Source organism: Nocardia africana NBRC 100379 (genome assembly GCF_001612635.1).
Taxonomy (GTDB): Bacteria; Actinomycetota; Actinomycetes; order Mycobacteriales; family Mycobacteriaceae; genus Nocardia; species Nocardia africana.
Genome location: NZ_BDAV01000015.1, coordinates 168092 through 185333, shown reverse-complemented (window position 1 = coordinate 185333; position 17242 = coordinate 168092). Strand labels below are relative to the sequence as shown.

Genomic DNA, 17242 nt, shown 5'->3' with positions numbered 1-17242 from the left:
GAAATCGAATCCCGCTGATTCGATCCCGCGGTGTGCGTTCGGGCCGGTATTCGATCAGGCGATACCCGTCACCGACTCGGGATTGAAGTTGTCCCGCCACGCGACGGCCTGCTCCACCACACTCAGGTCGTAGTCGGGTCCGCCGGCGCCCACGGTGAACAGGGTCGCGCCGGCTCGCACCAGCCGCTCGGCCTGCTCGGCGCCGGGCCAGGACACCGACCGCTCGATCCGGGTCGCGTCGGTGCCGACCTCGGCGCAGTGCTCGGCCAGGATCTTCGACTTCCGTTCCAGCGCTTCGATATCGGCGAAACTGTGCCAGATGTCGGCGTATTCGGCGACCAGTCGCAACGTCTTTCGCTCACCACCACCGCCGATCAGAATCGGAATGTGGCGCGTCGGCCGCGGATTCAGTTTCGGCAGCCGGGCGTCGATGCGCGCGAGATAGTCCTTCAGCAACGCCAGACGTGTTCCGGGCGTGCCGAATTCGTAGCCGTACTCGTCGTAGTCCTTCTGGAACCAGCCGGCGCCGATGCCGAGGATCAGCCGGCCGCCGGAGATGTGGTCGACGGTGCGGGCCATATCGGCCAGCAGATCGGGATTGCGATATCCGCCGCCGGTCACCAGTGCGCCGAGTTCTACTCGTTCGGTCTGCTCGGCGATCGCGCCGAGCATGGTCCAGCATTCGAAATGCGCGCCGTCGGGATCGCCGGTGAGCGGATAGAAGTGATCCCAGTTGAACACGATGTCGACGCCCGCATCCTCGGCCCGGCGCACCGCATCCCGGATCAACCCGTAATCGGGAGCATGTTGCGGCTGTAGCTGAACTCCGATGCGAACCGGTCGAGTCATCCGATGCTCCTTCGTCTCGTGAGGTGCTCTCGCGGCCGGTCAGCGGCCCTTGACGAGGCTACTCGTCTACAACACGTCCGGCTTCACTCTGAAGGACCTGCTATCCGGACAGTCCAGGACCGAATCATCGCGAGGTCGCAGGCAGCCACTGCGCCACCGCTACCGCCGTCCGCCTCTACACCCTCTGTCTGGAAAGGCCCCGCTAGCTAGCGTCGGGTGATAGTATGCCGAGAAGAGGGGGCTATGTGTCTGTTGAATCGAGTTCGCCTGAACAGGTTTTCGCAATGGTGCCGGACGAGGTCACCGATGCCGGCAGCTACATCCAGCAAGTTGCCGAATCACTCATCGATGGGCTGAACACCCTCGATCGCGAGGTCGTCGCCGTCCTCACCACCTGGACCGGCACCGCCGCGGAGTCCTTCGATAGCGGGTGGACCGAAACGAAATAAGGTGCCGCCGATGTTCTCGATGCTCTCGCCGCCATGGCTGCCCTGCTCGGGGTCACCAGCAAAATCATCGCCCACCAGGACACCGCAGGCGCGTCTACCTTTCACAGCCTCGACCTATCGATCCTGAATATGTGATGACCGACTATTCCCGCGACTTCAGCTTCGACCTCGATGACCTCGACCAACTCGTCTCTCGCGCCGACGGATTCATCGGTTTCCTCACCGATAGCCTCGACGGCATCGACCAGCGCATCGCGGCCATCCAGCAAACCTGGCATGGCAAAGCCGCCGACGCGCAGCACCAGGCCTACCAGGAATGGGCCCCGGGAGCCGCCGAAGTCGTCGAGGGCCTCACTACCATGCACGCCGCCATCCGAACCGCCCGCACCGCCTACCAGGAAGCGCAGGACATCAATCTCAGGATGAGCGGCGGGTAACCCCCATGGTCACGGTCGCTCGCTCTGATTGCGCATCGCCGTCGTGGACTCGCGAAGTTTCCGCTGGACGTTCCAGGACTGCCGCAGGAATGCGATGAACCCGTCCGCAAGCTTCGTTTCCTCGGGATCCCCCTCTTGGTAGGTATAGACAGCCTCCGACCCCAGCTTGAAGAAATAGACTTTATAACCTTGGTGATCGCCGAAGAAGAAACGATCGTCCAAAGACAGCCCCTCACCGGAGATGTCTACCGCCGCATCTCTGGAGTCAAGCATCTGCGGAAAGAATAAGTCAGTTCCTCTGAAAAGGGTACCGGCCTTCTTGCCCATATGTTCGAGAAAGGCATGATACTCGCCCGGAACAGGGAATCCAACGGGGGCAACCGCGTACACTTGCGCTATCTCTTCGGCATTACATCCGATGATCGATTCCCGGGTCGCAAACCCGGATTCCAACAGCTCTCTACCGAACGATTCTATATCTTGCCTGCTAGCATCACTCGCCATAGGTAACCACAACCTCTACTCCGGGATATTTGTGCTTGAATTGCTCGATAACATTGAGGCAAGAGTCGCAGGGCGGGCGCTCAGTATACAAGTTGATAGTACCCTTGGCGCCCGGGCGGAGTTGTTGTGCCAGGTTATCGAGGATCTTGAACTCGGAATCAGTAGGCCGGGCGACAGACCCGTCCTCCGATTGCGGCTCGAGGACCGGGTTCTCCGGCGTAGGAACGGTACTCGTCGGCGAGTTTGTGCCGCTGACCGCGTCCAGGCTGACTTCCTGGCCATCGATCTCGCCCCGAGCGACTGCGACATTGCGCTTCTTCCCGATTGCCTCTCCGCTTGCGCCCAGGCGATCTCGGACTTTTTGGGCCTCATCCGCTCCGTTGAATGCGGGCCGGCCCTGATCAGTACCATCCTTCTTATTGGGGTCTATTTCGGTCAACAATACCGGTAGTCCGGCAATGGCCGGTAATCCGCCCGTCGTCAGGACAGCGACCGTAAAGATGAACCCCTCGAGCGCTGTGAGAAATGTATTGGCGGGGCCGGCCAACGCTCCGGCAGCCTGGTCCAGGAAGTCGTTCTCTTCTCGGCTATCGCTGGGTATCGGTTTCTCACTCGGCTTCTTTTGCTTCGTTGGTGGCGCTTTGACCCGCACCATCGAACGCCCGATCTGGATGGAGGTGACGACCACCACCATGGCGAATTGGGTGTTCATATCCGAACGCATCGTGGTCAAAGCCGTCTTGTGGGTATCGACTGCGGTCGCTATGTCGCGGGCAGCGGCTTCGATCTCGCGGAGGCTCTGCGCGAGCGTGTGTAGGTGGTCTACGTGGTTGGGTATGTCGGCTGGGGGGTTGGCTCCATAGCCGCGTTGCAGGCCCGCGGCGACCGCTAATAGTCGTCCCGTCCCGCCATATACAGGGTCTGACTCAGCGAATGTCTTCCATGCGGTTGCCGCGCTTGCGAGCTTTTCCGTGTCCCCGTCAGGGACTTCTCCGCCTGAGACCAGCGCGGTCACCTTGTTTTGCAGTTCGGCCCAGTCTGTCTCCAGTCCGTGGCTTTGGGTCCCGGATGACGCGACACCGGTAACTATCCCTGAGCCGTAGGGCAGCTCCGAAGGGAAACCGCTCGGCAACGATGGCGGGTCGCCCTTGTTGGGATTGTGATTCGCTTTATACTCCGCGCACTTCCAGTTATAGCCGGCCGCAGTCAATACGTCCCCGAAGTGTTGCAGTGCCCGCGCGAAGTTGGTCGCCACGAGCGTCACTGCGGCGGAGCGGTCGTCGTAAGCTTTGGACCATGACTTGACCGCCTGATAGCCACCGGCCATCGCGCTGGTTTCCAAGAGTACGCTTTGCAACGAATTGTATACGGTCTGGAATTTTTCCGACAAGTCGTAGCAGTTCTTTGCCGCGCTCTCATAGGACTGCGGCGAGATTGCTCCCACCGAGTTCAGCCACCGCTCATTCTCACTACGCCTGGAACCATCGCGAAATGTGTTCCGGGCGTGCCCAACTCAGTCGACACGCGAGCCCCCTTCTGTGTATCTCGACATCAACATAGCGACAGTCGGGTACGGAACGCAACAGCGTAGGCTTGATCTGGTTTGCGCCCATAGGGTTTCGATTGGGCCGAGTTCAACTGTTGTTCCTGAGGGGGAGTCTGGTCGAACAAATCTCAGCCCCGGATACGACGAACCACTGCTGCACATTTCCGGAGTGCTCACGGTATAGACGTTGTCGCGACTGAACCGAGCGCACTCGGCCAACCGCGACGCGTTCGCCGCGGGATTTCCTCAGCCGTCCGCGACGCCCTTCACGAACGCACCCCATTCCTCGGATGTGAACGAAAGCGTGACCTTCGCACTGCACACTGTGGCGCCGTCGTTCCGGACCAGGATATCCAGGGCGCCGGCTACGCCTACGGCGCGGGAACGATTTCCGCGCCGGCTCTCGAGTCCGGCGGACACAGAACTCGAGTTCGGGGCGCTGGGTTACTGTGGGGCGCGCACCGCCCCCTCTACTCGGATCGTCCGGCACGTTCCTGCCGGTGAAGGGATTGATTCACCATGGCCACGGTCACCTTCGACCACGCCACCCGGCTCTACCCGGGTGGCACCAAACCCGCCGTCGACAAGCTGAATCTCGAGATCGCCGACGGCGAATTCCTGGTACTGGTCGGACCGTCGGGATGCGGCAAATCGACCTCGCTGCGCATGCTGGCCGGCCTCGAGGAGGTCGACGACGGCCGCATCCTGATCGGTGAGAAGGATGTCACCGACGCCGAACCCAAACAGCGCGATATCGCAATGGTCTTCCAGAACTACGCGCTCTATCCGCATATGACGGTCGCGGAGAACATGGGTTTCGCGCTGAAGATGGCCAAGGTCGGCAAGGCCGAGCGCAACCAGCGCGTGCTGGAGGCGGCAAAACTGCTCGACCTGCAGGAATTCCTGGACCGCAAGCCCAAGGCGTTGTCCGGCGGTCAGCGGCAGCGGGTCGCGATGGGTCGCGCGATCGTGCGCCAGCCGCAGGTGTTCCTGATGGACGAGCCGCTGTCGAATCTGGATGCGAAACTGCGCGTGCAGACCCGCACGCAGATCGCCCAGTTGCAGCGCCGGCTCGGCACCACCACCGTCTACGTCACCCACGACCAGGTCGAGGCGATGACCATGGGCGACCGGGTCGCGGTCCTCAAGGACGGACTGCTGCAGCAGTGCGCCTCGCCCCGCGATCTCTATCGGGATCCGGCGAATCTGTTCGTCGCGGGCTTCATGGGCTCACCGGCGATGAATCTGTTCACCCTGCCGGTGTCGGACGGTTCGGTGACCCTCGGCGGACAGTCGATCGCGCTTCCGCGCGCGGTGGCCGATGCCGCGGGCGAGACCGTGGTGGTCGGCATCCGGCCGGAGCATTTCGACCTGGCCGGCGGTTCCGACGGCATCGCCATGGAGATCGATGTGGTCGAGGAGCTGGGTTCGGATGCCTACATCTACGGCCGCACCCTGGGTGAGGCCGGCGGGGATCAGACGATCGTCGCCCGCGCCGACTGGCGCAATCCGCCGCAGAAGGGCGACAAGCTGACGCTCACCACGGATGCGGAGCACACCTACTTCTTCGATCCGGCCGGCGGCCGGCGACTGACCTAGTCGCCGAAACCGACTGCCCCCGAATGCTTTCCGGTGTTCGGGGGCGGGCGGCGCCAATCCTTGTTCACACGGATCCGGATGTCCTCCAGTCCGATTTCGCCGCCACCGGCGCCGCGCAATTCCACCCGCACCGGTTCACCGGTGGTGTCCTCGACCCGCTCCAGCGGCGGCACCCCGCCCTGCAGATATTTGTCACCCCACTGCCACAGCGCGAAGATCGCCGGCACCAGATCCCGGCCCATATCGGTGAGCACGTACTCGTTGCGGGTGCGCTTACCCTCCTCGCGATAGGGCTGTTTGCGCAGCAGCCCGGCGTCGGTCAGTTTGCGCAGCGCGGCGGCCGCGGCGGCGTCGGTGATACCCACCCGCGCAGCGAAACCGTCGAAGCGGGTGGTGCCGTAGATGGATTCGCGCAGAATCAGCATCGCCGAGCGTGCGCCGACGATATCCAGCGCCTTCACGATGGAACAGCCGTCCGGCTTCCACGAATTCAGGTCACGCAGGGGTCCTTCCAGCTTCACGGGCATGACGACGATCATACCAACTCTGACTTGCCATAACTAATGTCAGCTCCTAGCCTGACTTTAGGGCGACTAAGTCAGATTGTCGCAACGGCGCGATACCGGAGGAATCGCCATGAGAGACGCAGTGATCGTCGAGGCCGTACGCACCCCGATCGGGAAGGGCAAAGCCACCGGAGCGCTGCACGACCTGCATCCGGTCGACCTGTTCGCCCACAGCCTGCGCGAGGTCGTGCGGCGCAGCGGGATCGATCCGGTGCTGATCGACGACGTCATCGGCGGCGTGGTCACCCAGGTCGGCGAGCAGTCGGTCAACATCACCCGCCGGGCCGCGCTCGCGGCCGGATATCCGGAGTCCGTTCCGGCCACCACGGTCGACCGGCAGTGCGGTAGCAGCCAGCAGGCCACCCACTTCGCCGCGCAGGGGGTCCTGGCCGGGGCCTACGACATCGTCGTCGCCGGCGGCCTGGAGTCGATGAGCCGGGTGCCGATGGGGTCGAACGTGGTGGGCGCGACCGATATCAACGGCGTGGCCTTCGCCGAGCGGTATCCGGACGAGCTGGTACCGCAGGGAATCAGCGCGGAACTGATCGCGGCACGCTGGGGCATCTCACGCACCGCGATGGACGAATTCTCGCTCGCCAGTCACGAGAAGGCCGCCGCCGCAACGAAGAACGGATCCTTCGAGGCACAACTGGCGCCGGTGGCCGGGTTGAGCACCGACGAGGGCATCCGGGTCGGCAGCACCCTGGAAACCCTGGCCGGACTGCGCCCCGCCTACTACAGCGAGGCCTACGCCGCCCGATTCCCCGAGATCGGCTGGAACGTGACCGCCGCCAACGCGAGTCAGATCAACGACGGCAGCGCGGCGGTGCTGATCATGACCAGCGAGAAGGCCGCGCAACTGGGCCTGCGGCCATTGGCCCGGCTGCACAGCTTCGCGGTCGCGGGCGACGATCCACTGCTGATGCTCACCGCGGTGATCCCGGCGACTCGGAAGGTGCTGCAGCGCTCCGGCCTGTCGCTGGGCGACATCGATCTGTTCGAGGTCAACGAGGCCTTCGCCTCGGTGGTACTGGCCTGGGCCTCCGAGACCGGCGCGGATCTGTCCCGGGTGAACGTCAACGGCGGCGCGATCGCGCTGGGGCATCCGCTCGGCGCCTCCGGTGCGCGGCTGGCGACCACGCTGGTCCACGCACTGCACGAACGCGGCGCCCGTTTCGGACTGCAAACCATGTGCGAGGCAGGTGGTTTGGCGAACGCGACCATCTACGAGCGGCTGTGATCGTCAGACCGACACCACGACCAGCGCCGCCGCGAAACCGAGCAGCCACGCCTCGGCGAGCAGCGGCAGGGTGAGCAGCGCGTAAGGCCAGGCCGGGCGGCGTTCCCGCAACGCGCGCACGGTCCACCGCCCGGCCAGCAGCAGCGCACCGGCCAGGGACAGGAAGGCCACGGCGTAGGCCGGCGGCAGATGACTGTGCCCCGGACGAGTGCGCTGCTGGGCCATCTCCCGGTACGGCAGGCCGTAACGCCAGATCACCCACGCCACACCGCAACCGGCCAGATAGACCACGACACTCAGCACGGCATCGCCGCGCCGCAGCGGCGGGCGATCCGGCCGGAACTCCATAGCTACTCATGGAAACCTCCTCCGGCCGCGCCCGCAAGCACCACCGGCCCGGCGCTGTTGCGCGGTGGTTGCGGCGGCCGTGCTCGACGCGGCGTCGAGCGGGCGCCGACCTCTCGGAGCCGTAGTCCGCGGTCTCCCGAACGGCGGTGGTTAGGCTGGCTCGGATGAGCGATCTGGATCCGGCGTCCGCCCTGGTGTACGCGATTCCGCTGCGGACTCGCTTCCGCGGCATCACCGTCCGCGAAGGGATGGTGCTCGAAGGACCGCGTGGCTGGGGTGAGTTCTGCCCGTTCGTCGAATACGACGACCGGGAGGCCGCGAACTGGCTCGCCACCACGGTCGAGCAGATCGAGGACGGTTGGCCGGAACCGGTCCGGGATCGTATTCCGGTCAATTGCACCGTGCCCGCGGTCGGACCCGAGCGCGCGTATGCCATCGTCGCCGAATCCGGTTGCCGCACCGCGAAAGTCAAGATCGCCGATCATCCCGAATCGCTCGCCGAGGATATCGAGCGGGTGGCGGCCGTGCGCGATGCGCTGGGCCGCGACGGCGCCGTCCGGGTCGATGCCAACGCGGTGTGGGACGTCGATACGGCGGTGGCGAACCTGCGGCAGATCGACCGTGCCGCACAGGGTTTGGAATACGCCGAGCAACCGTGCCGGACGATCGAGGAGCTGGCGGCGGTCCGGCGGCGGGTCGACATTCCCATCGCCGCGGACGAGTCCATCCGGCGCGCCGAGGATCCGCTGCGGGTCGCGGTGGCCGGAGCGGCCGACATCGCCGTCCTGAAATGCACGCCGCTCGGCGGGGTGCGGCGGGCGCTGCGGGTGGCGCAGGCGGCGGGGCTGCCGTGCGTGATCTCCTCCGCACTGGAGACGAGCGTCGGACTGTCGGCCCAGCTCGCACTGGCCGGTGCGCTGCCGGAACTCGATCACGCCTGCGGACTGGGCACCGTCAATCTGTTCGCCGGCGATGTGGTCGCGGATTCGCTGCGCCCGGTCGACGGCTGTCTGAGCGTTCCGCGCACCCCGCCGGCGCCGGATCCCGAACTCCTGGAACGATTCCGCCATCCCGATCCGGAGCGCACGGCGTGGTGGCGGAGCCGGCTGGAGCGGGTGCTGCGGCTCCTGGACTGATCGCGGCGTCCCGGACCTCGGCGGGGCCGGGACGAGGGTTTTCCCACCCGCCCGTCTGTGATTAGCTGATCGTGTGCCATCGGCAGTTCTCACGTGCTCGAACACACGATAGGAGTTCCGCAATGCCCACTCGTGATTCTGCGTGGCCGCAGGGTACGCCCTGCTGGGTCGACTGTTCGGTCGACGATCCGCAGGCTGCCCGCGACTTCTACTCCGGTTTGCTGGGCTGGGAGATCATGGACAGCCCGCCCGAGGCCGGGGGATATCTGATGGCGATGCTGGGCGGTAAACCGGCCGCCGGAATAGGCCCCAAGATGGGCGAGACGCCGATGCCCTCGGTGTGGACCACCTACCTCGCCGCCGACGACGTCGACGCGATCGCCGAGGCCATCGGCGCGGCCGGGGGAACCGTCTTCGTCCCGCCCTTCGACGTCATGGACGTGGGCCGCATGTGCGTGGCCGCCGACCCCACCGGCGGGATCTTCGGCGTCTGGCAGGCCAAGGCCCACACCGGCGCCGGCATCTACAACGAACCCGGCTCCTACTGCTGGAACGAACTGCACACCGGCGACTACGCCACCGCGCAGGAGTTCTACCGCCGCGTCTTCGGCTGGACCTTCGACGAAATCGGCGACGGTGAGAACTTCGTCTATTCGACCTTCTCCCCGCCCGGCGCGGACGTCGCCGGAGGTGTCATGGATGCCGGCAGCGCACCCGGCGACAACCCGCCCTACTGGCTCACCTGGTTCCAGGTCGCCGGGACGGACGACAAGATCTCTCGCGCAACCGAACTCGGCGCGACGGTACTGATGGGTCCGGACGACACCCCGTTCGGCCGCTCCGCCGTCGTCCAGGCGCCCCAGGGCGAGATCTTCGGCCTCATCGACCCGACGGTGCGGTCCGGGGAGGCACCCGGGCAGTAGTGCATCCGTGCCCCGGGCCGCCCGATCGGGTCCGGGGCACCGGCATGCGCCCGCGGCCGAACCCGGCTCAGCCGACCCGGGCGCCGCAGTCGTGCAGGGTGGCGCGCAGGAGAAGGGCGGCTTCGGGGCCGATGACCCCGTCGACCAGCTCGAGGTAGCGGGTGCAGAACTCGGGGCCGTGCGGGGCGAGGTCGGCGCCGGGCGGCTCCAAGTGGTGCGCGAGTTCGTGCAGGACGACCAATTCGCGCAACGCCCACGCGGTCCCGCCGGTGTGCAGGGGGACGGCCAAGACGGCGCGGCCGGTCTCGTAGTGCGCCGCCGCGGTGCCCGCCCGGGCACGCACGGCGAGCGGCGTGCCGGCTCGCACCCAGTGCGCGCGGACCCAGTTCAGAGCCAGCACCCGATCCACATAGCTCTGCACCGACTCGACCGAGGCGAACTTCCGCTCGACCGGCAACGTGAGCTGCGATCCGTGCAGGTCGACCGTGCGAGCCCCGAACTCCTCGGCTCGTTCGAACATGCGCCGCACCAGGCCCTCGGCATCGTAGACCCGGCTGCGCTGCGAATCGCGCTGCGTCACAGCGCTTTCCGGCACGCTCGGGCGTCGGCGAACGACATGTACTTCACGACGGCACCGCGCCGCGCCGCTCGCGTGCGGCTCATGCGCCGGGCGCTTCCAGAGTGCCGCGGGCAGCGGGCAGTTCGGGCGAGAGGCCCAGGCGCGCGGTGCGACCGGCTCGGTCACCCGCCCGGCGCGCGGCCGGTGAATACCCGGTCGATTCCTGCGGCCCGCGCCATGTGCCGCGGGCTTCGGAGGTGCGGGAGTAGAAATCGGTCAATTCGAGGTCCTTGTTGCGCAGCGCCAGAGCCGTGCCCGCTGATTCGGCGGCGGTCGTATCCGCGCCCACCGCCTCGGCTTCCACGTCCGCCTTCACCTGCGCGAGGCGGCGGCCGATCCGGTCGGCGAACGCCATCTGGAAATTCAGCCGAGCCGTCACGGCTGCGACAGGGGCCTGTATGCGACGCTGCACCGTGCGACCCCAGCGCGTCTCCACCACGACCTTCTCCACGGTCGCCGATTTGTAGGCGCCGGATTTGATGTAGTGGTCGGACGCCCGGACCATCTGCACCAGCAGGCTGGTGTACAGGGCCTCGCATGTCGCGATATCGGTATCGAAGCCGTAGGCGTACACCTGCGTGGACGTTCGGGTCACATCGCAGCGCACATCGTTGGCCGCGGCGATCGCCACGAACAACTGCACGTAGGTGCGCAGCCCTTTCTTCCCCGCCTCGCCGATCGGAACGACCTTCTGCATCGGCGTCGGGCGGCGTTCACGGCCGGCGATATGGGCGCGCGCCACCGCCAGGTCGATCGACGAACGGGTCGCCAGGCGCTGGGCAGCCGCCATGAAGGCCTCGGCCTCGTGCTCGTTGTCGGTCGACTCGGCCTGACGCAACAGCCCACCGATCCGGGTGAGCAACTTGTCCTGGGGCATCTGGGTCGACATCGAGCGCCAGGATACGAGACGTCACCGACATCCCCGGACGATGGCGAGCCGGGGAGCGGCAGCTCGCGTCACCACGAGGGCGGGTGCGGACGCCGAGTCCCACGGAGCAGCCGAACAATGTATCTTGCCTTGTGCAACCGGCGCAGTGTGCGGGCGCTCACGCATGGCACTGTGTTCGTTACGACCCTGGAGTATCGATGGCTTTGAACAAGGCGTCCTCGAACAAGGCGCGTAAGGTTCGCGCGCGCGCCGCGTCGCGACGCTCGTCCCTCGTGTCCCGCGCCGCACTGGCCACCGCGTCGGTGGCACTGCTCACCGCCGGGTTGACGAGCGCCTGTTCGAGCGGCGACGGCAGCAACCCGACCAGTCAGAACCTGGGCGGTCGCGGTCCGATCACCTACGTCGAGGGTAAGGACACCACCGAGACCGGTGCGGTCAAGCAGCTCATCGACCGGTGGAACGCCGCCCATCCGAACGAGCAGGTGACGTTCAAAGAGCAGTCGAACGACGCCTCCCAGCAGTACGACGACCTGGCCCAGCACATGCGGGCCAAACAGCCCGACTACGACGTGATGGCGCTGGACGTGCCGTGGACCGCGGAGTTCGCGGCCAAGGGCTGGATTCAGCCGCTGAAGGACTCCTTCGCCCTCGACACCTCCACGCTGCTCTCGCCGACCGTCGCCAGCGCGACCTACCAGGGCACCCTCTACGCCGCGCCGCGCAACACCAACGGCGGCCTGCTGTACTACCGCAAGGATCTGGTCCCGAATCCGCCGAAGACCTGGTCGGAGCTGCTGGCCGACTGCAATATCGCACACGACCACGGAATCGGTTGCTACGCAGGGCAGTTCGCGCCCTACGAAGGTCTGACCGTGAACGCGGCCGAGGTGATCAACGCCTACGGCGGCTCGTTCGTCGGCCCGGACGGCAAGACCGCGACCGTGAACTCCCCGCAGTCGCGCGCCGGCCTGCAGGTGCTCACCGACGCCTACAAGAACGGCGACATCCCCAAGGAGGCCATCTCCTTCAAGGAGCCGGAGAGCCAGAACGCCTTCGCCTCGGGCAAGCTGCTGTTCCTGCGCACCTGGCCGAACTTCTACGGTGTGGCACAGGCCGACTCCTCCGCTGTGAAGGGCAATTTCGCTGTGTCCCCGCTGCCCGGTAAGGACGGCATCGGCGCCTCCACGCTCGGTGGTTACAACGCCGCCATCAGCGCCTACTCCAAGCACAAGGCCACCGCGCTGGACTTCCTGCGCTTCCTGATCAGCGAGGACGCCCAGCGCATCGTCGCCGAGGGCGCGTTCCCGTCGGTGCGGGCGTCGATGTACGACGATCCGGCGCTGATCGCGAAGTTCCCGTATCTGCCCGCGCTGAAGGATTCGATCGCCAGCGCCGTGCCGCGTCCGGTGACCCCCTTCTACCCGGCGGTGTCGAAGGCCATCCAGGACAACGCATATGCTGCGTTGACCGGTAAGAAATCAGTCGATGACGCGATCATCGGCATGCAGAAGGGCATCGAAGCCGCCGGCTCCTGACCCTGTCCGCAGTCTGCCCCGTAGGAGAGTTGAACGTGTCGAGTCCTTCGGGTGCGACCGATCTCGCGCCACCCGATGATCAGCCGGTGAGCCCGAAACCGCAGCGCGACAGTAACTCCCGGGGCTTACGGCTCCCGCAGGGTGCGGGGCGCGCGTGGTTGTTCGTCGCACCGGTGCTGGTGGCGCTCGCGGTCGTCATCGGCTATCCGGTGGTGCGCGCGGTGTGGATGTCGTTCCAGAAGGACGCCGGGCTCGACCCCGCCACCGGCATGTTCGTCGAGGGCGGCAGCGCCGGGTTCAGCAACTACACGCACTGGCTGCTGCAGCAGTGCACCCTGCCCGGTGGCGGAACCGAGCCCTGCCCCACCGGCAACCTGGGTTCCCAGTTCTGGGCGGCCATCGGCATCACCCTGCTGTTCACGGTGATCACCGTGACGCTGGAGGCGACCATCGGCCTCGGTATGGCGACCGTGATGGGCAAGACCTTCCGCGGGCGTGCGCTGCTGCGGGCCGCGGTGCTGATCCCCTGGGCCATCCCGACCGCGGTGACGGCCCGGTTGTGGGAGTTCATGTTCCAGTACAACGGCGTGGTCAACCGGGTCCTGCACACGCACATCCTGTGGCAGACCGATCCGTGGTGGTCGCGGCTCGCGGTGATCATCGCCGACGTCTGGAAGACCACTCCGTTCATGGCGTTGCTGATCCTCGCCGGACTGCAGGTGATCCCGAACGACGTGTACGAGGCGGCCAAGGTCGACGGCGCGTCGGCATGGCAGCGCTTCACCCACATCACGCTGCCGCTGCTGAAGCCGGCGCTGCTGGTCGCGGTTCTGTTCCGGACCATGGACGCGCTGCGGCTCTACGACCTGCCGGCCATCATGATGCAGGGCAATCCGGCGACCCGGACCATTTCGATCCTGGTCGTCGATCAGGTGCGGCAGGGCTCCAACAGTGCCGCCGCGCTGTCGGTGCTCACCTTCCTGATGATTTTCGCGGTGGCGTTCGTGCTGGTGAAGATACTGGGCGCCAACGCGGTGGCGACGCAGGAAGAACAGCGGAAGGCACACTGATGACCACTGCTACTTCTGGCCGCAAACCGTGGCGGTCCGCGCGGGTGTACGTCGGTGCGCTGATCGTGCTGATCTGGGGTCTGGCCCCGTTCTACTGGATGGCGGTGACCGCCTTCCGCGATCCGGACTACACCTTCGACAACACCCCGTGGCCGACGCACCTGACCTTCGAGAACTTCCGCAACGCGTTCGACACCAGCCGCGGCAACGACTTCGGGCGGGCGCTGACCAACAGCGTCGTCATCGGCACGGCCACCACCGTGATCGCGCTGCTGATCGGCATGATGGCCGCCTACGCGCTGGCGCGCATGGCCTTTCGCGGTAAGACCCTCGTCGCCGGATTGATCCTGAGCGCCTCGATGTTCCCGGTGGTCGTCCTGGTGACACCGCTGTTCCAGCTGTTCACCAACATCGGTTGGATCGGGCACTACCAGGCGATGATCATCCCGAACATCTCGTTCGTGCTGCCGATGACGGTCTACGTCTTGGCCTCGTTCTTCGCCGAACTGCCGTGGGAGCTCGAGGAGGCGGCCCGCATCGACGGCGCTAGCCGGTTCCAGGCCTTCCGGCTGGTGATGCTACCGCTGGCCGCGCCGGCGGTGTTCACCACGGCGATCCTGGCGTTCATCGCCGCGGTGAACGAGTACCTGCTGGCCAGTCTGCTCTCGGTCGACCGGACCGAACCGGTGACGGTAGCGATCGCGCGGTTCTCCGGTAACGATCCGCTGGTCCAGCCGTATGCGGCGATCATGGCGGCGGGCATCATCGTCACCGTGCCGCTGGTGATCATGGTGCTGCTGTTCCAGCGCCGCATCATCTCCGGCCTCACCGCGGGCGGCGTCAAGAGCTAGGCCGTCAGGCTCCTCCGCCTCCCCCTGGAATTCCGGCGGCCTGATTCATCCGTTCCGGTCCCGGCAACCGGGCGGTCGGCGCGGCGTCGAATACACGTTGTCTTCCGCCCTCCCGCGATGCCGGCGAGGGCGGTTGCGGTCGTGGTTATTCCGCTCACATCGATGCGCACTCGGCCGGTCGGGACCGGTTTTCGCGTGAGATCACGATTTACTGGGTATTAGCTGTTCTGGTTGACCACCGACCGGCCCCGTAGGCTGGACGGGATCGTTGTTTCTCGCTCGTTCGCCGACGCTCCGGGAGGATGATCGTGAGCTCGACCCGCAGACCGCGGCGCGGCCGCCCGGAAACGGCGCCGTATGCCTCGATTGCCGGGTGGAAGCAGCTCGACGGTGTGTCCCGGCCGAACAGCGGTCGTCCCCGTCGCCGCGAGAAACCTTCCGGCCCCCGCCCGCCTCGCACGCGCGGGCAGCGGATTCGGCGCCAGCTGCTGGCCCTGTTCCTGATCTTCGTCGCGATCCCGTCGTTGCTGCTGGTGCTGGCGTACTGGAGCGCCGAGATACCCGATCCGAGTGCGGTGCAGACCAATCAGATCGCCACCGTCACCGCCGCCGACGGCACGACCGTCCTCGCGAAAATAGTTCCCCCCGAAGGCAATCGCACGCCGGTGCCGCTGTCGGAGGTGCCGCAGACCATGCGCGACGCCATACTGTCGGCCGAGGATCGCGACTTCTACCGCAACCCCGGATTCTCGGCGTCGGCCTTCCTGCGGGCGGCGCGTGACAATCTGCTCGGCCACGACGACGCGGGCGGTGGGTCCACCATCACCCAGCAGTACGTCAAGAACGCTTTCCTCAGCTCGGAGCGCACCCTGTCGCGGAAGATGCGGGAGCTGGTGATCTCGGCGAAGATGGCGCGGCAGTGGAGTAAGGACGACATCCTCGCCGCGTATCTCAACACCATCTACTACGGCCGGGATGCCTACGGGATCGCGGCGGCCGCGCGCGCCTACTTCGACAAACCGGTCTCGCAGCTGACGCTGGCCGAGGGCGCGGTGCTGGCCGCGGTGGTGCGCACACCGTCGATCCTGGACCCCGAGACGCACCTCGACCAGCTGAAAGCCCGCTGGAACTACGTGCTCGACGGCATGGTCGGCATGGGCGTGCTGCCGCTCGGCGAACGCGACAAGGTGCAATTCCCGACCATCGCGCCGCCCCCCAAACCCGACGATGATGCCGCCCGCGGCCCCGCCGGGCTGATCCGCACCCAGGTATTGAAGGAGTTGCGCGCGGCGGGGATCAGCGATCAGGAGATCAATACCGGTGCGCTGCAGATCATGACGACCATCGATGCCAAGGCGCAGCAGGCCGCGCTGGACGCGGTGCATCGCAGCCTCGACGGCCAGCCCCCGCAGCTGCGCAGTGCGGTGGTGTCGATCGATCCACGCTCGGGTGCGATCCGGGCCTATTACGGCGGCGAGGACGGTGTCGGCTACGACTTCGCCCAGGCTCCCCTGCAAACCGGGTCCTCGTTCAAGACCTTCGCCATGCTGGCGGCGCTGCAGCAGGGCTTCACGCTGACGTCCCAGCTGGACAGTTCACCGGTCGTGGTGAACGGGGTGCGGGTGACCAACGTCGAGGGCGAATCCTGCGGAACCTGCAGTCTCGCCGAGGCGTACAAACGTTCGCTGAACACCAGTTTCATCCGGCTCACCCAGGCCATCGGACCACGGGCCGTGGCCGATGCCGCCCACCAGGCCGGTATTCCGCACCAGATCCCGGGCGTACCGGGCACCTCGCTGTCGGAGCCCGACGGACAGCCGGCTCCCACCATCGTCCTCGGTGTGTACTCGGTGCGGCCCGTCGATATGGCGTCGGCCTATGCCACCATCGCGGCGTCGGGCAGCTATCACCAGCCGTACTTCGTGCAGCGCGTGGTGGCCGGCGACGGCCGGGTGCTGCTCGATCGCGGGGCGCCCGGGGCGGGGCAGTTGCCACCGCCGCAGCAACGCTTCCCGCGCGGGATCACCGACACCACCACCAAGGCGATGCAGCCGATCCCCGCGTATTCGAACGGCCACACGCTGGCCGGGCGGCCGGCGGCGGCCAAGACCGGGACCACGCAGCTCGGTGACACCGGCGAGAACAAGGACGCCTGGATGATCGGATTCACCCCGTCGCTGGCCACCGCGGTGTGGGTGGGTACCGATCAGCCGGAGCCGATCCGCACGGCGGGCGGCGGCATGATCTACGGCTCCGGGCTGCCGTCCGACATCTGGAAGCGCACCATGGACGGCGCGCTCGCCGGCACGCCGGTCGAGCAGTTCGCGAATCCCGATCCGAGCGCTGCCGGGCCGTTCGCGCCGCCGCCGCCACCGAATTCGGCCGGGCCGTTCGCGGAGCCGCAGCCCCAGACCGCGGCGCCGCAGCCGACCGGGAACGCGCCGTTCGACATCCTGCAGCCGCCCTCGCAACCGGAGCAGCAACAGCAGCAGCAACAACAGCCACCGGTGATCGTCATTCCGCCCGCTCCATCGCCACCGCCACCTCCGCCGCCGCCACGGCAGGTGGAGATCTTTCCGGGGCTGACCGTCCCGGTTCCGGGGTGACGGCCCGATCCGGCACGCTGTGATGCAACGAATTGGAGTAATCCGGCCATCACCCAGCACACGCCGATAGGGTGG

General features: G+C 66.5%; 17 protein-coding genes. 10 read left to right on the top strand and 7 right to left on the bottom strand.

What is annotated here, in order from left to right:
* Positions 1-54 precede the first annotated feature (54 nt).
* Entirely contained in the window at positions 55-849 is a 795-nt protein-coding gene (locus NA3_RS27275) for an LLM class F420-dependent oxidoreductase (RefSeq protein WP_062966497.1), read from the bottom strand.
* Positions 850-1133: 284 nt separating this feature from the next.
* On the opposite strand from NA3_RS27275, the gene NA3_RS36305 reads away from it, so the two are divergent.
* Complete coding sequence (locus NA3_RS36305) at positions 1134-1298, top strand: WXG100 family type VII secretion target (RefSeq protein ID WP_128145010.1); 165 nt, start codon at positions 1134-1136, stop codon at positions 1296-1298.
* A gap of 134 nt (positions 1299-1432) precedes the next feature.
* Entirely contained in the window at positions 1433-1735 is a 303-nt protein-coding gene (locus NA3_RS27270; protein WP_062966496.1) for a WXG100 family type VII secretion target, read from the top strand.
* Between the two features lie 9 nt (positions 1736-1744).
* On the opposite strand, the gene NA3_RS27265 is transcribed toward NA3_RS27270, so the two are convergent.
* Together NA3_RS27265 and NA3_RS27260 are read right to left on the bottom strand one after the other, a co-directional pair.
* A complete protein-coding gene (locus tag NA3_RS27265; protein WP_157126599.1) occupies positions 1745-2239 on the bottom strand; it encodes an SMI1/KNR4 family protein in 495 nt (164 codons plus the stop codon).
* Complete coding sequence (locus NA3_RS27260; protein ID WP_128145011.1) at positions 2229-3683, bottom strand: deaminase domain-containing protein; 1455 nt, start codon at positions 3681-3683, stop codon at positions 2229-2231. The genes NA3_RS27265 and NA3_RS27260 overlap by 11 nt, the downstream gene beginning before the upstream one ends.
* A 621-nt stretch (positions 3684-4304) precedes the next feature.
* Between NA3_RS27260 and NA3_RS27255 the strand changes: the two genes are divergently transcribed.
* A complete protein-coding gene (locus tag NA3_RS27255) occupies positions 4305-5384 on the top strand; it encodes an ABC transporter ATP-binding protein (protein ID WP_062966493.1) in 1080 nt (359 codons plus the stop codon).
* Here NA3_RS27255 and NA3_RS27250 read toward each other — a convergent pair.
* Positions 5381-5911 carry a winged helix-turn-helix transcriptional regulator gene (locus tag NA3_RS27250; RefSeq protein WP_062966624.1) on the bottom strand — a complete coding sequence of 177 codons (531 nt, stop codon included), beginning with the start codon at positions 5909-5911 and terminating at the stop codon, positions 5381-5383. The two genes, NA3_RS27255 and NA3_RS27250, sit on opposite strands and share 4 nt — an antisense overlap.
* A gap of 109 nt (positions 5912-6020) precedes the next feature.
* Between NA3_RS27250 and NA3_RS27245 the strand changes: the two genes are divergently transcribed.
* Positions 6021-7190, top strand: a complete 1170-nt coding sequence (locus NA3_RS27245; RefSeq protein WP_062966492.1) for a thiolase family protein — start codon at positions 6021-6023, stop codon at positions 7188-7190.
* Positions 7191-7193: 3 nt separating this feature from the next.
* On the opposite strand, the gene NA3_RS27240 is transcribed toward NA3_RS27245, so the two are convergent.
* Entirely contained in the window at positions 7194-7538 is a 345-nt protein-coding gene (locus tag NA3_RS27240; protein WP_062966491.1) for a hypothetical protein, read from the bottom strand.
* Between the two features lie 164 nt (positions 7539-7702).
* Between NA3_RS27240 and NA3_RS27235 the strand changes: the two genes are divergently transcribed.
* Positions 7703-8674 carry an o-succinylbenzoate synthase gene (locus NA3_RS27235; RefSeq protein WP_062966490.1) on the top strand — a complete coding sequence of 324 codons (972 nt, stop codon included), beginning with the start codon at positions 7703-7705 and terminating at the stop codon, positions 8672-8674.
* Between the two features lie 122 nt (positions 8675-8796).
* Positions 8797-9597, top strand: a complete 801-nt coding sequence (locus NA3_RS27230) for a VOC family protein (RefSeq protein WP_062966489.1) — start codon at positions 8797-8799, stop codon at positions 9595-9597.
* A 67-nt stretch (positions 9598-9664) separates the two neighbouring features.
* Here NA3_RS27230 and NA3_RS27225 read toward each other — a convergent pair whose 3' ends face one another.
* Positions 9665-10177, bottom strand: a complete 513-nt coding sequence (locus NA3_RS27225; RefSeq protein ID WP_062966488.1) for a TIGR04338 family metallohydrolase — start codon at positions 10175-10177, stop codon at positions 9665-9667.
* A 79-nt stretch (positions 10178-10256) separates the two neighbouring features.
* Positions 10257-11093, bottom strand: a complete 837-nt coding sequence (locus NA3_RS27220; protein WP_062966623.1) for a DUF2786 domain-containing protein — start codon at positions 11091-11093, stop codon at positions 10257-10259.
* A 284-nt stretch (positions 11094-11377) separates the two neighbouring features.
* Here NA3_RS27220 and NA3_RS27215 point away from each other — a divergent pair, with 284 nt between their 5' ends.
* From NA3_RS27215 to NA3_RS27200, 4 genes are all read left to right on the top strand, one after another.
* A complete protein-coding gene (locus NA3_RS27215; protein WP_062966622.1) occupies positions 11378-12640 on the top strand; it encodes an ABC transporter substrate-binding protein in 1263 nt (420 codons plus the stop codon).
* Between the two features lie 86 nt (positions 12641-12726).
* Positions 12727-13710: a carbohydrate ABC transporter permease gene (locus tag NA3_RS27210; RefSeq protein ID WP_062966487.1), complete on the top strand. Its 984-nt coding sequence runs from the start codon at positions 12727-12729 to the stop codon at positions 13708-13710.
* The gene (locus NA3_RS27205) at positions 13710-14561 is read left to right on the top strand and encodes a carbohydrate ABC transporter permease (protein ID WP_062966486.1); all 852 of its coding nucleotides are present in this window, start codon (positions 13710-13712) and stop codon (positions 14559-14561) included. Before NA3_RS27210 ends, NA3_RS27205 begins: the two co-directional genes overlap by 1 nt.
* A 302-nt stretch (positions 14562-14863) precedes the next feature.
* Positions 14864-17167, top strand: coding sequence for a transglycosylase domain-containing protein (locus NA3_RS27200; protein WP_062966485.1), 2304 nt, complete (start codon positions 14864-14866; stop codon positions 17165-17167).
* Positions 17168-17242: the final 75 nt, after the last annotated feature.